This is a genomic window from Paenibacillus sp. A14, assembly GCF_036864815.1.
Lineage (GTDB): Bacteria > Bacillota > Bacilli > Paenibacillales > Paenibacillaceae > Fontibacillus > Fontibacillus sanfengchensis.
On record NZ_JBAGJD010000008.1, the window covers coordinates 125,734 to 142,705 of the forward strand.

The 16,972-nt window shown below is 49.9% G+C and carries 13 protein-coding genes and 1 pseudogene; 10 read left to right on the top strand and 4 right to left on the bottom strand.

All coding sequences use genetic code 11. From position 1 onward, the window contains the following. The first annotated feature begins 81 nt into the window (after nt 1-81). The 4 genes from V4U88_RS20120 to V4U88_RS20135 all read left to right on the top strand — a co-directional run bounded on the left by V4U88_RS20120 (nt 82) and on the right by V4U88_RS20135 (nt 4,850). The gene (locus V4U88_RS20120; RefSeq protein ID WP_334075038.1) at nt 82-762 is read left to right on the top strand and encodes a response regulator transcription factor; all 681 of its coding nucleotides are present in this window, start codon (nt 82-84) and stop codon (nt 760-762) included. After that, nucleotides 759-2,531, top strand: coding sequence for a sensor histidine kinase (locus V4U88_RS20125; RefSeq protein WP_334075039.1), 1,773 nt, complete (start codon nt 759-761; stop codon nt 2,529-2,531). The genes V4U88_RS20120 and V4U88_RS20125 overlap by 4 nt, the downstream gene beginning before the upstream one ends. An 80-nt stretch (nt 2,532-2,611) precedes the next feature. Then, nucleotides 2,612-3,319, top strand: a complete 708-nt coding sequence (locus V4U88_RS20130) for a DNA alkylation repair protein (RefSeq protein WP_334075040.1) — start codon at nt 2,612-2,614, stop codon at nt 3,317-3,319. 181 nt (nt 3,320-3,500) lie between these two features. Further along, the gene (locus V4U88_RS20135) at nt 3,501-4,850 is read left to right on the top strand and encodes a sodium-dependent transporter (RefSeq protein ID WP_334075041.1); all 1,350 of its coding nucleotides are present in this window, start codon (nt 3,501-3,503) and stop codon (nt 4,848-4,850) included. 205 nt (nt 4,851-5,055) lie between these two features. Here V4U88_RS20135 and V4U88_RS20140 read toward each other — a convergent pair whose 3' ends face one another. Beyond that, nucleotides 5,056-6,168, bottom strand: coding sequence for an SMI1/KNR4 family protein (locus V4U88_RS20140; RefSeq protein WP_334075042.1), 1,113 nt, complete (start codon nt 6,166-6,168; stop codon nt 5,056-5,058). A gap of 202 nt (nt 6,169-6,370) precedes the next feature. Between V4U88_RS20140 and V4U88_RS20145 the strand changes: the two genes are divergently transcribed. From V4U88_RS20145 to V4U88_RS20165, 5 genes are all read left to right on the top strand, one after another. Then, a complete protein-coding gene (locus V4U88_RS20145; protein ID WP_334075043.1) occupies nt 6,371-6,934 on the top strand; it encodes a PadR family transcriptional regulator in 564 nt (187 codons plus the stop codon). After that, nucleotides 6,927-7,910, top strand: a complete 984-nt coding sequence (locus V4U88_RS20150; RefSeq protein WP_334075044.1) for a BtrH N-terminal domain-containing protein — start codon at nt 6,927-6,929, stop codon at nt 7,908-7,910. The genes V4U88_RS20145 and V4U88_RS20150 overlap by 8 nt, the downstream gene beginning before the upstream one ends. Before the next feature lie 367 nt (nt 7,911-8,277). After that, nucleotides 8,278-8,691 carry a DUF6985 domain-containing protein gene (locus V4U88_RS20155; protein WP_334075045.1) on the top strand — a complete coding sequence of 138 codons (414 nt, stop codon included), beginning with the start codon at nt 8,278-8,280 and terminating at the stop codon, nt 8,689-8,691. A 26-nt stretch (nt 8,692-8,717) separates the two neighbouring features. Further along, nucleotides 8,718-9,974, top strand: a complete 1,257-nt coding sequence (locus V4U88_RS20160) for a hypothetical protein (RefSeq protein ID WP_334075046.1) — start codon at nt 8,718-8,720, stop codon at nt 9,972-9,974. 303 nt (nt 9,975-10,277) lie between these two features. Beyond that, entirely contained in the window at nt 10,278-11,648 is a 1,371-nt protein-coding gene (locus tag V4U88_RS20165; RefSeq protein WP_334075047.1) for a helix-turn-helix transcriptional regulator, read from the top strand. A 508-nt stretch (nt 11,649-12,156) separates the two neighbouring features. On the opposite strand, the pseudogene V4U88_RS20170 reads toward V4U88_RS20165, so the two are convergent. The 3 genes and pseudogenes from V4U88_RS20170 to V4U88_RS20180 form a co-directional block, all read right to left on the bottom strand. Then, a pseudogene (locus V4U88_RS20170) lies at nt 12,157-12,264 on the bottom strand (CPBP family glutamic-type intramembrane protease); the annotation flags it as partial. A gap of 91 nt (nt 12,265-12,355) precedes the next feature. Continuing rightward, nucleotides 12,356-13,357: a LacI family DNA-binding transcriptional regulator gene (locus tag V4U88_RS20175; RefSeq protein ID WP_334075048.1), complete on the bottom strand. Its 1,002-nt coding sequence runs from the start codon at nt 13,355-13,357 to the stop codon at nt 12,356-12,358. Nucleotides 13,358-13,532: 175 nt separating this feature from the next. Next, complete coding sequence (locus tag V4U88_RS20180) at nt 13,533-13,730, bottom strand: hypothetical protein (RefSeq protein WP_334075049.1); 198 nt, start codon at nt 13,728-13,730, stop codon at nt 13,533-13,535. Nucleotides 13,731-13,895: 165 nt separating this feature from the next. On the opposite strand from V4U88_RS20180, the gene V4U88_RS20185 reads away from it, so the two are divergent. Beyond that, complete coding sequence (locus V4U88_RS20185; protein ID WP_334075050.1) at nt 13,896-16,835, top strand: glycoside hydrolase family 3 protein; 2,940 nt, start codon at nt 13,896-13,898, stop codon at nt 16,833-16,835. Nucleotides 16,836-16,972: the final 137 nt, after the last annotated feature.

Consider the following 16,972-nt stretch of genomic DNA (forward strand, 5'->3'; position numbering starts at 1 on the left):
CGGGTAGAGGGATCTTTAATATTAGGATAAACGGCGTTGCCAAAGAAAAATAGAAGGGCCGTCGGAAAGGAGAGCGCGGTTTTGACGAAGAAAGTACTGATTGTTGAGGACGAACATCGAATCCGGGAGCTCATCTCCGATTATTTTGTTGCCCAAAGCTGGGAGGTGTGCCAGGCGGGGGATGGCGAGGAGGGGCTTTACGCGTTCGAGACTGAAATGCCGGATCTTGTGATTCTCGATCTGATGATGCCCGAGATGGACGGGTGGGAACTGTGCCGCCAGATTCGACGGCGCTCCGGTGTCCCTATCATTATTTTAACTGCGGTATCCGGGGATGAGCGTCAGATCGAGGGTTATGAATTGGGAGCGGATGATTATGTCACCAAGCCATTTAGCCCCAAAGTGCTTGTCTCGAAGGCTGAAGTGCTGATGAAGCGAATCGACGGCCAACTCACGCCCAATCCGTATGCGCCGGTGGGCTGCGGCGTTATGCTGCATATTTATAATCGGCGCTTGGAAAGGGACGGGGAGTTGATCGACCTGACACCTAAGGAGTATGAACTCCTGCAGTTACTGCTGCGCAACCGGGGGATCGTGCTGCCGCGGGATACGATTTTGAGCCACACTTGGGGGCCGGATTACGAAGGGGATATCAGGGTCGTGGATACGCACATCAAGAAGCTGAGAAGCAAGATGGGACCGGCTGCAGACTGTATCCGGACCATATTCGGGATCGGGTACATTTATGAGGAAGCTCCATGAAGCGATTCGGCATAACAACCAAGCTCTTTATCGCTACGGCTGTCATCTTTATTCTTTTTTATGTGATCGTGCTCTTATGCCAGCTCCTGGTTTTCCCCGAATTTTATGAGCACCGCAAGATGCACAAGTTGGAACGGGCGGCGGTGTCGTTAGCGGCGATATACCAAAAGAACCCGAAAGCGGCCCGTGAGCCGTACTCGAAGACTTGGCTTCAGATGCACAAGAATGGAGCCGATTTTACATTGACGGATTTTGCGGGGAATTTGACGATCGATGACCCCTTTCGTATGCGGATGATCCGCGAGGACGGCAAGGTGATTGACGTCTCGCTATCTTATTTCGTCAGTGCTTACAGGCAAGATTTAAAGCGCATGAACATTAATGTTGGAGAAGAAGTGGAGTTACGGGGAGAGTTCGTCGAGGGTACAGGCAGCATCACCTTTTATCCGCATTATCTCAAAAAAATCGATGAAAGAAATGCGGCCCTCTTTCAAGAGATCGGAAAGATCGAGGCGGGAGGTATGGAATCCGATGTGGTGAGAGGCAAAGTGGAGAAGATTAGCATCCCCAATCTCAGTAAAGCGGGCATACGTCTAGGTGTTCTCTATTCGGCCATGGACGAATTTTTTCCGCTGTCGACAGCGTATACGGAACAATTAAGGAGAATGGAACCGGTTGAGCAGAGGTGGACCGATCCGTGGACCGGGAGCCGAAATGGGATTATTATGCAGCCGGTACTCGGTCCGGACGGCGGGGTAAAAGTGCTGTTCCTCGTAACTTCACTGCAGGAGATCAAGGAGACGAATAGCGCGCTGCGCCTGTTCTATGGGTATCTGGGCCTCGGCGGTTTCATATTGATCATGCTGCTTTCCATCTTTTATTCCCGTATGCTCACACGTCCCCTTTTGCTGCTGAACAAGCGGGCTGAGGACATGAAGCAATTGAATTTTTCCGGGGGGAAGCCTATTCAACGTAAAGATGAACTGGGCAGCCTATCTAATACTCTATTTGAATTGTCCAGCAAGTTGGAGAGGACGCTGGGGGAACTGAATGATACGAATGCCCGCTTAAGAAGGGAGATCGAACAGAACAAAGAGCTGGAACAGCTGCAGAAAGACTTTTTCGCCAACGCCTCGCATGAACTCAAGACGCCGATCAGCATTGTGCGGGGATTCGCGGAAGGCCTGCGGGACGGAATCAGCGCGGGGCGGCAGGATCATTATGTCAGCGTAATTCTGGAGGAGAGCGAAAAAATGGAGCGACTCGTTCAGGATATGCTGGATCTGTTACGGCTGGAGTCGCCTACCGTCAAACTCTACAAATCTCCGATTCTGCTCGGAGAACTTACGGAGGATATGCTGGAGAAGCTCGTGTATCAGTTGCGGGAAAAGAGGCTTACCGCCCGGGTCAATCGGGATGGCGAACGGGAAATTATGGCGGATGCCGCCAAGATGGAACAGGTTGTGATGAATTTGTTGACCAATGCCATCCGCCATGCCGAAGAGGGCAGCACCATCCAGATCCGCGTCTTCGCAGAAGGCGAAGCCTGTGTCTATTCCATCCATAACAAAGGCGAGGCGATTCCGGACGCTTACCTGAAACGAATTTGGGAGCGATTCTTTCGGGTAGAACCATCAAGGGACCGCAAAAGCGGAGGAACGGGCCTCGGACTCGCTATCGTCAGACGGATTTTGGAGCTGCATGAGTGTGATTACCAGGTGGAGAACAGGGACGGCGGTGTCAGGTTTTCTCTTAAGTTTTGGAAATGATCTTAACTTGAGCCAAGGGGGCTTCGCGTAGTAAGCTTAATGAAGAATCAATGAACTATAGGGAGGCTTGTGATCAAACGATGGATCTGGAATCGGTGATGCAGGAACTCGAAGCGCTCGGCAAGGAACGGCTCAAAAAAATGTACTTATCCAATGGCGCTCGTGAACCGCTATTTGGCGTGGCCACAGGAGAAATGAAACCTCTCTTCAAGAAGATCAAAATCAATCAGCCGTTGGCCGAGCAGCTATACGCTACGGGAAATTACGATGCGATGTATTTTGCCGGCATCATTGCCGATCCGCAGGCGATGACGGAAGCGGATTTTGAGCGCTGGATGGATGGGGCTTATTTCTATATGCTGTCCGACTATGTGGTGGCGGTAACCTTGGCGGAAACGGAGATTGCCCAAGAAGTTGCCGACAAGTGGATCGCCAGCGGCGAAGAGCTGAGAATGTCGGCGGGCTGGAGCTGTTACTGCTGGCTGTTGGGGAGCCGGCCGGATAGTGAATTTTCCGAGAGCAAACTTGCCCGTATGCTTGAAACTGTGGAAAAGACGATTCACGGGGCTCCCGAACGAACGAAGTCCGCAATGAACAATTTTATATACACTGTAGGCGTATCGTACTTGCCGCTCCATCATCAGGCGGTCGAGACCGCCAAGGCCGTCGGACCGGTGGAAATGAAACGGGACAACAAAAAGAGCAGCTTCCTGCAGGCTTCCGACAATATTCAGAAGACCCTAGACCGGGGGAAGCTTGGATTTAAACGGAAATATGTACGGTGTTAAACCGGAGGTTAGCGCTTCGGTCAACCGCCAGATGCACAAAAGTAAGACTTTGAGGTTCATCCTCACATCATTCAAGAGTATTAAGAGGAACTTTTGCTAGGAAAAATTTCATATCCCTTTCCTGTGTAATTTGAAATATAATAAAAAGAACTTTATAAAAATAAACTGGGGGAGCCATTCTATGCAAACATCGCAAAATTACCCAGTGCAGGGAAGAAATGATCGTTTTTCCTCAACTGGTTTTATATTGGCCGCCATCGGCAGTTCCGTGGGTCTGGGTAATATGTGGAAATTCCCGTATATTACGGGTGAAAACGGAGGAGCCGCATTCTTTCTGTTGTTCATCGTCTGTTTGATCTTGATCGGTTTGCCTTTGCTTTTGGCGGAACTGGCGATCGGACGAGCAGGCCGAGGCAGTGCGTCCACGTCGTTTGTAAAAGCCGGCGGCTCGAAAATTTTCGGTCGTCTCGGTTTGCTGCAGGTGATCGCACCTTTTCTTATTCTAACCTTTTATGTCATCGTTGCCGGCTGGACGCTCCATTATGCCGTGCAGTCCTTTAACGGAAGTCTGTACAGCAATTCCGACTATAGTGGACAATTCAGCTCGTTTTCCCAAGGCTACATGCCGATCGTTTGGCAGATCGTGGCTATCCTGATCACCGCGTGGGTTGTGGGTAAAGGGATCTCCGGAGGCATCGAAAAATTCAACAAGGTGCTGATTCCCGGCCTGATCATTCTCCTAATCGTATTGATGATCCGGGCCGTAACCTTGCCCGGAGCCGGAGCTGGCGTATCCTTTTTTCTCCAGCCTGATTTCTCGAAATTAAGCCCGGAAGCCGCATTGGTGGCGCTGGGACATGCCTTTTTCTCCCTGTCGCTCGGGATGGGTATTCTGCTTACCTACGGGGCTTATGTGGACAAACGTCAATCTCTCGGTACGGCTACCCTCGCGATTGGAGCCGGGGACTTGATCTATGCGTTCATTGCGGGGTTGATTATTTTCCCGACAACCGCCTCTTTCGGCATTGAACCCGATGCGGGTCCGTCCCTGGTCTTTATAGCGCTTCCCGCCGCGTTCTCGGCGATGCCGCTGGGAGCATTCTTTGGAGGGCTGTTCTTCGTACTGCTGGCGATTGCGGCGTTAACTTCCGCGGTATCGCTGCTTGAAGTCCCGGTATCCTACGTTATGGACCGTTGGGGATGGGGACGTGTGAAGTCCGTGGTGATCGTCAGCACGCTGGTACTGTTGATCGGGCTTCCTTCCGTCTTGTCCTTTGGAATCGCGCCGGCCTTAACGGATATGGGTGGGAAAAACTTCTTTGACTGGCTCGATTTCATCACAGCGAATATTCTACTTCCGATCGGCGGTCTTATCACTACTGTTTTTACTGGATACTTCTGGAAAAATGCTGCGGAGGCCGCGGGGCTCAAAGCGGGCTGGTTCCGGATATGGCTGTTCATGCTCCGGTATATTGCTCCGGTGCTCGTGTTCCTGGTGCTGCTGCATACAACCGGAATTCTTAAATTTTAGTAACAAAGACCGCTCTCCACGCAAATGGAGAGCGGTCTTTTTCTGCCGGTTGCCTGATTATAAGTGTAGCCGGCTTGTTGTTCTACACAAGCAAAACCCGTGTCACCTACAAAAGTTCATTATACTGAACATCGACTGGCAATCTGCCATTCCTCATATCATCCGCAAGAAACGACACGTTTACTTTGCCGGACTAGCAGCCCGCCTACCGCCGAATCCGATACACCTCTCCGCATAATCTGCCCTTTATCTGAAGCCGGTCACCTGCCGCCAAATCGGGAATGTCCAGTCCCCGGATCAGAATTTCTTGTTCAAGTTCGTCCACATAAAGAGGGAAGGCAAGCTCGCCCGTATCATACTGGAATAATCTCGGGACTTGGCCAATTACGATATGCTCGGACCTGTCTCCTACGAGGTTCATATGCGGACCGGCGCCTCCCTCCATTTTTTTATATTCCAAAGGGCTGAAAGTCCTATTCCCCATATACAAGGAAACGACCAATCGGTCATGAACCCGGGTCAGATCCGTATGTCCCCCTTCAAGGGCAAAATCCCCGGGACAAAAATATTCAAATTGAAATTCAAAAGGGGGATGCGCTTTTTTTACCGTTAAATCCCTCACGTTGCCGCCCAGCTTGACCTTGGTGATCACGCAATCGAACGGATCATTCCGTTCCAGTTCCGCTCGTCTCTCCAATATTTGGCGCCCCAGCCATTTCAGGTAATACTCGGAAAAAGAATCGCTGACTTTATGGATACCTTGTCCATGACAAGTATCTATGTAGTAGAGTTGACCGGCCAATTCACCGGAAACAATCATCACGATATAATACCCGCATCCGTCATGGTGCAGGGTAATCGTGCCTTGCAGCGCTTTGCTATAGAGCCGGTTATAGTGCTCGTCCGCCGCATCATCATCCATGTCGCTATCCCAATCTTCGTAGTCCTCATGAAATGCCTTATTGCAGCTGTCCGCACTGAAAGGGCGGCTCATATAATCGAGTTCCGTTTTCTCCTGCAAGCAATATTCCATGCAATCCTTGGCATGTGACAGAGATAAGGGGAATTGCCGCTTCTTGGCGGCTCCGTCTCCAATATGGATCAGAAAATCCCGATAGTCCTGCGGGAGTGTGGTGCCGGCCGCCGCCTCAAACTCTTCAACCTGGCTTTCCGATAATCCCTCATTAAGGACATAAGGGCATTCCCCTTGATACAAGTCCTTATACTCATTCAGCAGCATGTTGACGGTTTGGATAAATTCACTCGGCTGGGGCGGTTCGGCGTTTTTGCGGAATAAACTTTTAAAATGATCCATCATGGTTTTACTCGCTCCTATGTATATATTCTAAGTTCTTATTTTACAGGATCGTGGCAGGACATGTCTTGTGGCCTTTCCAAGTAAATATCCTCGTCTAAAAAAGTCCATGATAAAGTCCACGATATGGAAGCGCCGTGATTGTTCTTATATTACACTCATGTTATATTACACATATGAAATACCAATTATGAGGGGTCTCGCAATGAACCAACTTTCGAATGTTGAATTTATGCTGCTGCAACTTATCGCGGAATGCAATCAAGCGTCAGGTTACGACATTAATAAGTTAATCGATCAACGCGGCTATCGGGAATGGGCGAATATCGGCACGACTTCGGTTTACGCAGGACTGAAGAAATTGAACCATAAAGGATTGATCGAGTCCGAGGATTCAGGTGAGAAGTCCGGCAAGGGACCTATGCCGATCCGATTTGTCCTAACGGAAGCCGGGATGACCACGCTGAGGAATGAAATCATCGCCGGCCTTTCATCTTCGCGAGAGCGCGATAACCGATTCGATCTCGGGCTTGCCGCTTTACCTTTTATCGATAAGGATGAAGCGATTGAAGCATTGCGGAATCGGCAGGTTGTGCTTGGAGAGGCTTTACAACATATAAGACAGAAGTACGAATCGCAAGGCTCCATTCGATTACCGCTGTACGTAAGGGCGCTATTCCTTCATCCGATGAGTCTTATTGAGAGCGAGCAAGCGTTCGTTGCAAAAATAATCAACGAATTGTTGGAGGAGACGAGAGATCATGACTAAAATCATTGAAGGTTTCACCCCTTTTCAAGGGGAACATTGCGAGACGACAACCATGGGCAATTTACTTCAATTTGCAGGAGTCCGACTATCGGAGCCGATGTTATTCGGCCTTGGGCAAGGGTTGGGATTCATTTATTGGGATTCGAAGGGAATGGACTTTCCTTTTATTGGGGGAAGGGCGAAGCCGGATGAAATCACTGCTTGCATAGCATCCCGGCTCAACATCACCGTCAAGACGCAAGAAACCTCGTCCGTCGAAAAAGCGTGGCGGAATGTACGGAGCTTCATCGAAAGCGGAATTCCTGTGGGGCTTAAGTTGGACTCCTATTATTTGGATTATTTCACGAACAAAGTGTACTTTGCCGCCCACTATGCAGTGATATATGGCATGGATGACGAATACGCGTACATGGCGGATACTAGACAACAGGGAGGACCTGTGAAGACGAGTTTGGCTCATTTGGCGATGGCTAGAAACGCAAAGGGACCCATGAGCTCCAGGAATCGTTCCTTTACGATCGAGCCGATCGGCACCCTTCCGCCGCTTATCCCCGCTATACGTTCATCCTTAACCCGGAATGCCCAAGACTATTTGAATCCGCCCATTCGAAATATGGGGAATAAAGGCATTATGAAAATGAGCAAAGAAATCCTGAAATGGCCTTCCCGCAGCAACCATTTTGAGCATGATCTATGCTTGACTGCGTTATTGATGGAAAGAGCGGGAACGGGCGGCGCTTTGTTTCGAAATCTGTATCGGGATTTTCTAAAAGAATGCGTCGATCTGTTCGGAGACCCAAAAGTAGAACAGGCATACCTGATGTTTACTGAAATCGCTCCATTGTGGGTTAACGTTTCTTCATTGATCGACCTTGCGGGTAGAACGGGAAACGAGCAGGAGTTAAACCAGGCTTCCAAGCTTTTGCTCGAGATTGCGGATAAAGAGCGCGTAGCCATGGGATTATTATGTAACTAAAGGGCTGAGTTCCTGGGCAAGAGGTACCGTCTGGCCTCGGACGACCTTGATTATCACGAATTCCTGCAAATCTGCATGTTTTTTTTTCTGTTCGGGACCAAAATTTTAAAATGTCTGCAAATCTGCAGGAATTTTCGACGAAACCGGCTCGTTTCTCTAAAATCGCTAGAAAAACCTGCAGATTTGCATCTTTTTTTGTTTTATCACGGAAATCGGCTTAAATACCTGCAGATTCGCATCTTTTTGGGAGGGGATACCCATCATCAGCAAATTTCATTTAGAGAGTGTCGGAAAAGAGGAAGACATTTACGCGCCAAATGGTTAGGCAATTTCAGGCTTTGGCCAGTTTGCTTTGACAAATGATCGAGTGGAGTACCATTTCAGAGAGGAGGACATGAGCTTAGAGGTAGCGGAGTCGTATATCGAACAGGGGTTAAATGCTCTGCCTGATGAGGCAATTGATCAATTATGCGAAAAGATGTGTGCCTGGAAAGATGAGATTCTGACCGATACTTATCCCAATTTGGGAAGAGCCGAGGGATTGTTGGAGGCTCAGGGGAGGAGTATTATACCTTTTATTTCGATAAGCGACATTCATATCTATAGAAATCCCTATGATCCACAGGATCCCCAGTTTGGAGCGGTCCTTTCCGCCGGAATGGAATGGGATTATGAAGACGGGATTGAAATAATGATTAAGGGCCAGGAAGTTCTCGAGGTGCGGGAGTTTCTGGGTTACGGGGAACATTCCATTTGGGATGAAGACGACTATAGGGAATAGTGGGGGGGTGCTTTTACGAGGAATCCATGAATATCAAACAATTTCGCCATGATTTGGCCCGAGGCTTGGGGAGTATTATCCTTTATCTGAAGCAATCACCGACACTTTCCGATAAGTACGTTGAAGCTATATATGAGGCTTGCATAAAAAATACGGCCTATGATCCCCAATGTGATATTAGCAGGGAGAATTATCTTTGGGAGGCCATACAGCTATCTAAAGCGTCCGATTCATTGCAAGAAAGAATTCTTAGAACGTTGGAGAGCGATATTGAAGAAGACGATTGGGACTTTTTGCAGGTTTATCGGTTAGCAAAGCTTTTTGCTTTAAATGGCAACCCGACAGCTCTGGCAACCATGAAAAAAGCGTTCCGTTACCGCGAAGGCTGGAATGGTTTCCTTGGCGGTGAGGAGATTATTGAAGCTGGAGGTGAGCAAGGCTTTTTATTTGTAGCAGAACAAATCGGTAAGGGGATATTGTCCTCGGACTATATAGCGGATAAATTTCTTTTGGAATTTGCTTATGAGCACTTGGGAAAAGACAACGTAAACGGGCTGCTGGTGAGCCGGAAGCATGCGAACATACAGGCGTTTTTGCGTTCGGCTACCCGGGAACCCAAAGAGGATTTGTCCTCAAAGCCGATTCACGAAGCGTCTTATGATGAGTTGAAGGCATCCCTGGGAAACTTATGGCGTCCCCTGTACTCTTATCTTAAATGGGGCATGAAGGCCACGGAAGAAGACTTATTAAGAGCGGCTAATGATCTGCTGAAAGAGAAAAATACGAAAAAGCTAGAAGCATATTTATATATATTTGGAGGCAGGGTATTTCCGCTTGATCCCCAAAAAATAATGGATTTTCTACAATCGAAGCATCCCCGTCTTCGATCGGCGGCGATTCGCGTACTTCACAATATGAAGGATGAGCGCATTCATAGGCTTGCTATCCAGCTTATGGGTCAACAAAGCACAGAACTTGAAGCGCTGAATCTTTTTATTCATAATTTTATGGAAGACGATCTACAGTTACTGGAGCGCGTTGTATTTAAAAGACGTAACAAGGACTCGTTTCATAACGTTGGCTTCAGTATATTGAAGATCTTCGAGAAGAATCCAACCCCTTCATGTCAAAAGATTCTAATCGAATTGTACCAAAGAGGGCTATGTTCTATTTGTCGTAAGCGCTGTGTAGCGATCATGATCGCTAATCACATCCTGCCCACATCTTTAAGAGATGAGATAAAGTATGATTGCAATCCGGAGATCCGGAATCTCCTAGAATAAAAGCTCAAGCGCCGGGCTTCCCTTACCGACGCTTGAGCTTATTTTCTTTTATACACCTTTTCCCAGTCTTGGATAACCTCGGACCGGGTCAAATCTCGATCTTGAGGCCATTGTGATGTTTCACATTCGTGGATCGCCTGCTGTCTCGTTTTGAAAAAACGATAATCGCATGCCTGCGATGAAAAATTGTTTCTTGCGAGGGAACTTTGACTTTCGGCAAATTGACCGGGGTACAAAAAAAGGATATAGTTTTGATATACAGAAAATACCATCATATACAATATTGTTTATGGGGTGGTTGGGTTGAGTTCATCTACGATACTTGCAGAAGTTACGCAATATATCAAACAAAATGACTTGAACATCAGCCAGTTTGCCAAGAAGCTGGATATTAATGTGGGAACAGTCAGTTATTTGATTAACGGGAATCGCACCCTAACCGTTGATCATTTGGACCGAATGACAGAGGTATTGGGACTTCCTAAAGGACATTTCTATGAAAGATATCTCGAAGAATATTTGCAGGATATAAACCCCGACTGGCGCCGAATCGGCCCCTTCCTTCATAACTGTGCAACGCTGGGCAAGTTGGACTGTGTTCGGCAAATCGTTAGTTTATTACTGGACGATTTAATGTACTCCAACCCTTTATTTGAACTGGCAGAAGAGTTATTTAAAAATGGTAATTTTGATGCGGCAGAAATACTGTACGAAAATGTGGCGATGAGCGAGAAAAAGCAGTATTCTGAGCGGCTAGCCTTATGTCAGTACAGGCTGTTCAAAATTCGAATCGGCGAAGACCAGGTGAGAAATCTAAAATTTGCGCATCAATTTGAACCCTTTGTTGACCGATTGGATGAAGTTCTACAATTGGATGCGCTTAAGGATCTGGCTAACTTGTATCGTGCTCTACAGGAATGGGATAGGGTGGAAGCACTAGCTAAAGAGATGGGACATAAGGCAAAAATAATATATTACAGCGATAAACGGTCCGAGGAGGAATTCCAGGAAATTCAGCGTAAACTAAGCAGGCCGTTATTTGTCTACATTGCATACGAAAAACTGTTATGTGCGGATGTATGTGATGGCAGGCGTGATTATGAAAAGGCCTTACAGTACACCTATGAATACGCGGATTTAAGTTGGGTAAAAGAAACGGACGAAGATACCAAGTACTGGTTAGATTTATTTAAGAGATGGTCACAAGCTAATATTTATGTAAATAAACTTTTGAGCGGGGATATCGGTGTTCTCACGGATTATGTAGAGTATCTCCGTCAACATCCAGAGGAGATTTCACAGGGCATATTTAATATTCTGTTTGCCGCTAACAAATATCAAATGGATGTGGATCATATCTTTCAAGAATTTAGTTCGGAAATAGAAGCATATGAACGTCAGCAAACCTTTGATTTTTATATGAATCAGGTAGTACCTGATCACTATAACGAGTTTTTATACGACCTTACTTACTATTATACACATAAAGGTGATTATAAAAACGGATTCAATTATCTAATACAGGGCCTGGAAAATTCGGTTTTGATTAATAAAGAAGACAGCATTATTAAGTTTATGGTACTATTTGAACAGGTAAGACATATGGCAACGGAAGAATTGTGTTCACAATATAAAAACATAGTTAGTGAGGTGCGTCGGTATCATGAAAAATAGAATGATTATGGCTCTAGCAACGGTATGTTTATCTCTAATACTGGTTACCCCGAGTCTAAGTTACATTGGCCAACCTACATCAACAGTTGTTACAACTTCTGGCCACCAGCATGGTGGCGTGTAAAATGATATTATGACTCCATCAACCCAAAGCCTATTAGACATGCCTTTGTCTAATAGGCTTTATTTTTTGCGGCTGGTGCCCATCAGACAACCTGGATAACATCGAATTCCTGCAAATCTGCATGTTTTTTTCTTGTCCGGACCCCAAATTTGAAAATTCCTGCAAATCTGCAGGAATTTTCGACGAAACCGGCTCGTTTCTCTAAAATCGCTAGAAATACCTGCAGATTAGCATCTTTTTTCGCATCCCCTCGTGAATCGATCTAAATGCCTGCAGATTTGCATCTTTTGGAGTTGGAAGTGTCGGAAGTGCGCTAGGCCCTAAGTTGAAGCGGCGTTTTCTCATTTTCTCCTACTATGATGTCTGATTAGAGCTAGTTTCCCCCTACCCGATAACCGTCAACACAACCATAATTCCGTTGGTTACCCCGTGAATGATAATGGAAGGCCAGATGGAACCCGTACGTTCGTAGGCAAACGCAAAAATAACGCCGCCGCTTCACAGCCCCGGGATGAAAAGGCGCTTCTGCAAGAGACTCTCCCCAATATCAGCCAAAATAATGAGACCACCCGGCCACCGTATCCTAGAGAACCGGTTTCACCGTCTGTCTCTCCACAATGGAATGAGCGATGATTTGGCTGCTCTCCATTTCTCCGGTTTCGATCATGCGAATCAGCTTCCGGGTGGCGATGGTCCCCATGTCGTAAAGCGGCTGACGAACCGTGGTCAAGGGAGGGACGACCATCCGGGCCAGTTTCAGATCGTCATAACCCAGAATGGACAGATCCTCGGGAACCCGGATACCATGCTTTGCAGCGGTGTTAAGGGCCGCAACGGCCATCTCGTCGCTGGTGGCGAAGACTGCGGTAAAGTCGGGGTTGTTCTGCAAAAGAGTCTCCATCGCCTCGCAGCCCTTCTCAAACATGAAATCTCCGTAGGCGATATAGGCTGGGTTTAGAGGGATTCCATGCTTCTCCAACGCTTTCTTGTATCCTTTCATCCTTGGAATTCCGGCGATCTTATCGCTTTTCGTCCCGCTGATGAGGGCGATTTTTCGATGACCCGAATGAATCAGGTACTCCACGGCATCAAAGGACGCCTGGAAGTCATCGACTTTGACATAAGGGACCCGGTACTTGCTCTCGGTGGAGACCAGGACGACGGGGATTTGCATGTCTTCCAGGACTTCGTAATACTCTTTTTTCAACACTTCACTTGAAAAAATCAGCCCGTCGATCTGCTTTTCCCGCAGGACCTGCAAATATTTCAGCGTTCTTTTGCCGTCGAAATCCGTATTGCACACGATCACGCTATAACCGTTATCCTGCGCGAAATCCTCCACCCCTCGGAGAAGTTCGGAAGAAAAATCGCTGGAAACGCTCGGAAACATGACGCCGAGGGTATGCGTGCGTTTATTGATGAGACCGCGGGCGATCGCGTTCGGCTGATACCCGAGCTCTTCAATGGCTTGGTACACTTTTTGCCTGGTCTTATCGGAGTACCCGGGCAAATTGTTCAAAACTCGGGATACCGTCGCAATAGAGACGTTTGCTTTCGCCGCAACGTCCTTAATGGTTGGTTTCATTTCTTTTGACCCCACAGACTACATAATTTGTTCTTACGCCGCGATACAACGTAAACGATTACCCCACATCTTAGAATGTCACTTTCGTTTTGTCAACAAGGCGGGGAGGGAGGTTCGAGAAGAGTATATGAAAATACGGGGAAAAGGGGCGGGAAATGCCCCTCATTCGTGCGGGTTACAGCGGCTTGCCGTTGAGCGTAGGCGGGGGCTCCTGTTCCATCTCCGGGCCGAATTCGTCTACAGCCGCGGCAGGATTGCCGTCCTGGTTCCACGCGTCTTTTGTCATAAACGCGCCTTTACGCCCTTCATCGGTCGAATCTTTGGCCCGTGCCTGCTCAAGCCGTTGTTTGGTTTTCTCGGTTTGTTTGTCCATCGGGTTCACCTCCTCTCGGGCATGGTGCATGGTATAAGCATAGTATTTCCAAACCTATCTTTTCTCCAATCTTCACCAATGAATTCTATATGAAAACGCCTCTAATTTTGCGGGTATCCCCTAAATCCGATCTGGCTTAAAATACGCCTGAAGGAGATGATAACGATGTCAGCACAAACTGGCTATCCATTTCAAGATACATCCTTACCGTTAAAGGAACGGGTAAATGATTTGGTTTCCCGTTTTACTTTGGAAGAAAAAGTGGAATTGATGCCTCAGTACCAGGCGGCTGTCGAGCGGCTTGGTGTGAAAGCGTATAAATACGGAACGGAAGCGGCTCATGGCATGGCCTGGCTTGGGGAGGCGACCGGATTCCCGCAGCCGATCGGCCTGGGCTGTACCTGGGACACGGAGCTGATGAAACGGATCGGCAGCGTTATCGGTGATGAAGCCAGAGGGTTCTATCGCCGGAATCCCGAAATCAACGGGTTGACGCTGTGGGCGCCGACGGTGGATTTGGAGCGCGATCCGCGCTGGGGACGCACGGAAGAAGCCTACGGGGAGGACCCGATTCTCACCGGGAAGCTGGCGTCCGCACTCATTCAGGGGATACAAGGGGACCATCCCGTTTATTTGAAGGCGGTTGCCACGCTGAAGCATTTTATTGCCAACAACAATGAGGTGGGCCGGGGTGACGCTTCGGTCAGCATTGATCCGCGCAACATGCGGGAATATTACTTGAAAGCATTTGAGATTCCGTTCAAAGAAGGCGGCGCGCAGTCGATGATGACGGCTTACAATGCCATCAACGGCGTGCCGGCCAATCTGAGCCCGGATGTCAAAGCGATCGTGAAGCAGGAGTGGGGGATGGACGGCTTCGTCGTGAGCGATGCTTTTGATGTGACGGGGACCGTCCGGGATCACGGCTACCTGGATACGTACAAAGAAGCGGTCGCCCGCTCCGTGAAGGAGGGCGGCATCGACAGCATCACGGATGACTCGGCCGTGATCAAGCAGGCGCTGCGCGAGGCTCTGGAAGAGGGGCTGCTCTCGGAGAGCGACCTGGACATCGCGCTGCGCAACACGTTCCGCGTTCGCTTCCGGCTCGGCGAGTTCGATCCGGAGGAGGGAAATCCGTACGCCGCGATCGACGAATCCGTCATTTTGCGGCCGGAGCACGCGGAGCTGTCGCGGGAAGCCGCCGCGAAAGCGGCCGTGCTGCTGAAGAATGACCGCGGCCTGCTTCCGCTGCGGGCAGACAAGCTGGGCAAGGTGGCCGTGATCGGACCGCTTGGCGACATTGTCTACCGTGACTGGTACAGCGGATCGCTGCCTTACACGATTACGCCGCTGCAGGGCATCCGTGAGAAATTGTCGGCGGCCGGGAAGCAGGCCGAGACCCGGTTTGCCGCCGGAACGGACCGCGTCCGCTTGAAATCGAAGAAGACCGGCCGCTACGTGACGGTCCGGGCCGGCGAGCATGCGGCGCTTGCGGCCACGGCCGAGCAGGCGGAAGAAGCCGCGGTGTTCGAGATAACGGATTGGGGCTGGGGCAGCCACACCTTGATCGCGGAAGAGAATAGCCGTTACTGGACCACGGATGACAAGATCGTCAAGGCCTCGGCGGATGTGATTTGGGAGTGGTTCACGAAGGAAGTATTCCTGGTGCAACCGAAGGAAAAAAATGAAGATGCACCGGCGTGCGTGACGTTCTCGACCTGGAACGGAACACCGCTGACGGTGAACGGGGAGACGGGCGAACTGCTGGTCGGCGACGGCCGGGCGGCGGAAACGGCGAACGAGATCAATGTCGCGGGGGCGGCCGAAGTCTTGGGGGCGGAAGTCAAGGTCATCCATGCTGACGAGTTCGAGCTGGAGAAAGTGACGGATAGGCTCCAAGCAGCCAAGGAAGCGGCGGCGGAGGCCGAACTGGCCATCGTGTTCGTCGGCAACCATCCGCTGATCAACGGCAAGGAAACGATCGACCGCCCGGATATCACGTTGCCACAGTCCCAGGAGAAGCTGATTCAGGAAGTGTATGCGGCGAATCCGAATACGGTTGTCGTCGTGGTGGGCAGCTATCCGTTCGCACTGAACTGGGTCGACGCCAACGTGCCGGCGGTCCTGTATACGTCCCATGCCGGCCAAGAGCTGGGCCATGCGCTGGCGGACGTGTTGTTCGGCGATACGAATCCGGCCGGTCGTCTGAACATGACCTGGTACAAATCCGTGGACCAGCTGCCGGAGTTTATGGACTACGATATTATCAAGGGCGGAAGAACTTATCAATATTTTGAGGGAGAAGTCTTGTATCCGTTCGGCCACGGCCTGTCCTATACGACATTCCGTTATGACGAACTGAATCTTGCCGAGGAGCGGCTGAATGCCTCCGGTTCTTCGGAGGCGCAGATTCGCCTGACCTGCCGCGTTACGAACACCGGCAAGCTCCCGGGCGAGGAAGTAGTGCAGATCTACGGGCGCGCCAACCGTTCCCGGGTAAAACGTCCGCGCAAACAGCTGCTCGGCTTCCGCCGGGTGATGCTGCAGCCGGGCGAGACGGCCGAGGTCGAATTCGCCATTCCGGTCTCGCAGCTGGCGATCTGGGATGTGACGCGCGAGCGTTACTGTATCGAAAGCGGCACCTATACGCTTATGGCCGGTGCCTCCTCGGAGAATCTGCCGCTGTCGGCCGGCCTGACCGTGGACGGCGAGACGATTCCTCCGCGTGATCTGAAGCGGCCGACCCAGGCGATCAATTACGACGACTACGAAGGTGTATTGATCGGGGAGGGCACGGAAGGCGGCAGCGCGGTTGAGCTGAAAAGCGCGAGCGGGTGGATCGCATTTACGGACGCGGAATTCGGATGCGGCATAGGGGCGCTGCGCGTGCGCGCGGCCGTCGGCGCGGCGGACTCCGCCGTCGAGGTGCGCCTGGGATCGCCGCAAGGAGCGCTTGCGGGCAAGCTGGCCATGCACACGAACGCGACGAGCGGTTCTCGGGAGTGGAAGGATTACGCGTGCGAACTGAGCGGCGTAGCCGGACGGCAGGACGTGTATCTCGTCCTGGCGGGAGCGGTCTCGATCAGCGAGATCCAATTTTCATAAAGCTCCTGCTGAATAAGGGATGATTGAACCCCGGGCTGATTCTTTTGGAATCCGTCCGGGGTTCTTTTTGTGGGGTGTGGGGTGTGCGGCGGTTGGGCGTCCTCGGGATAAGGGCCCAATGACGTTGCATCAAACCT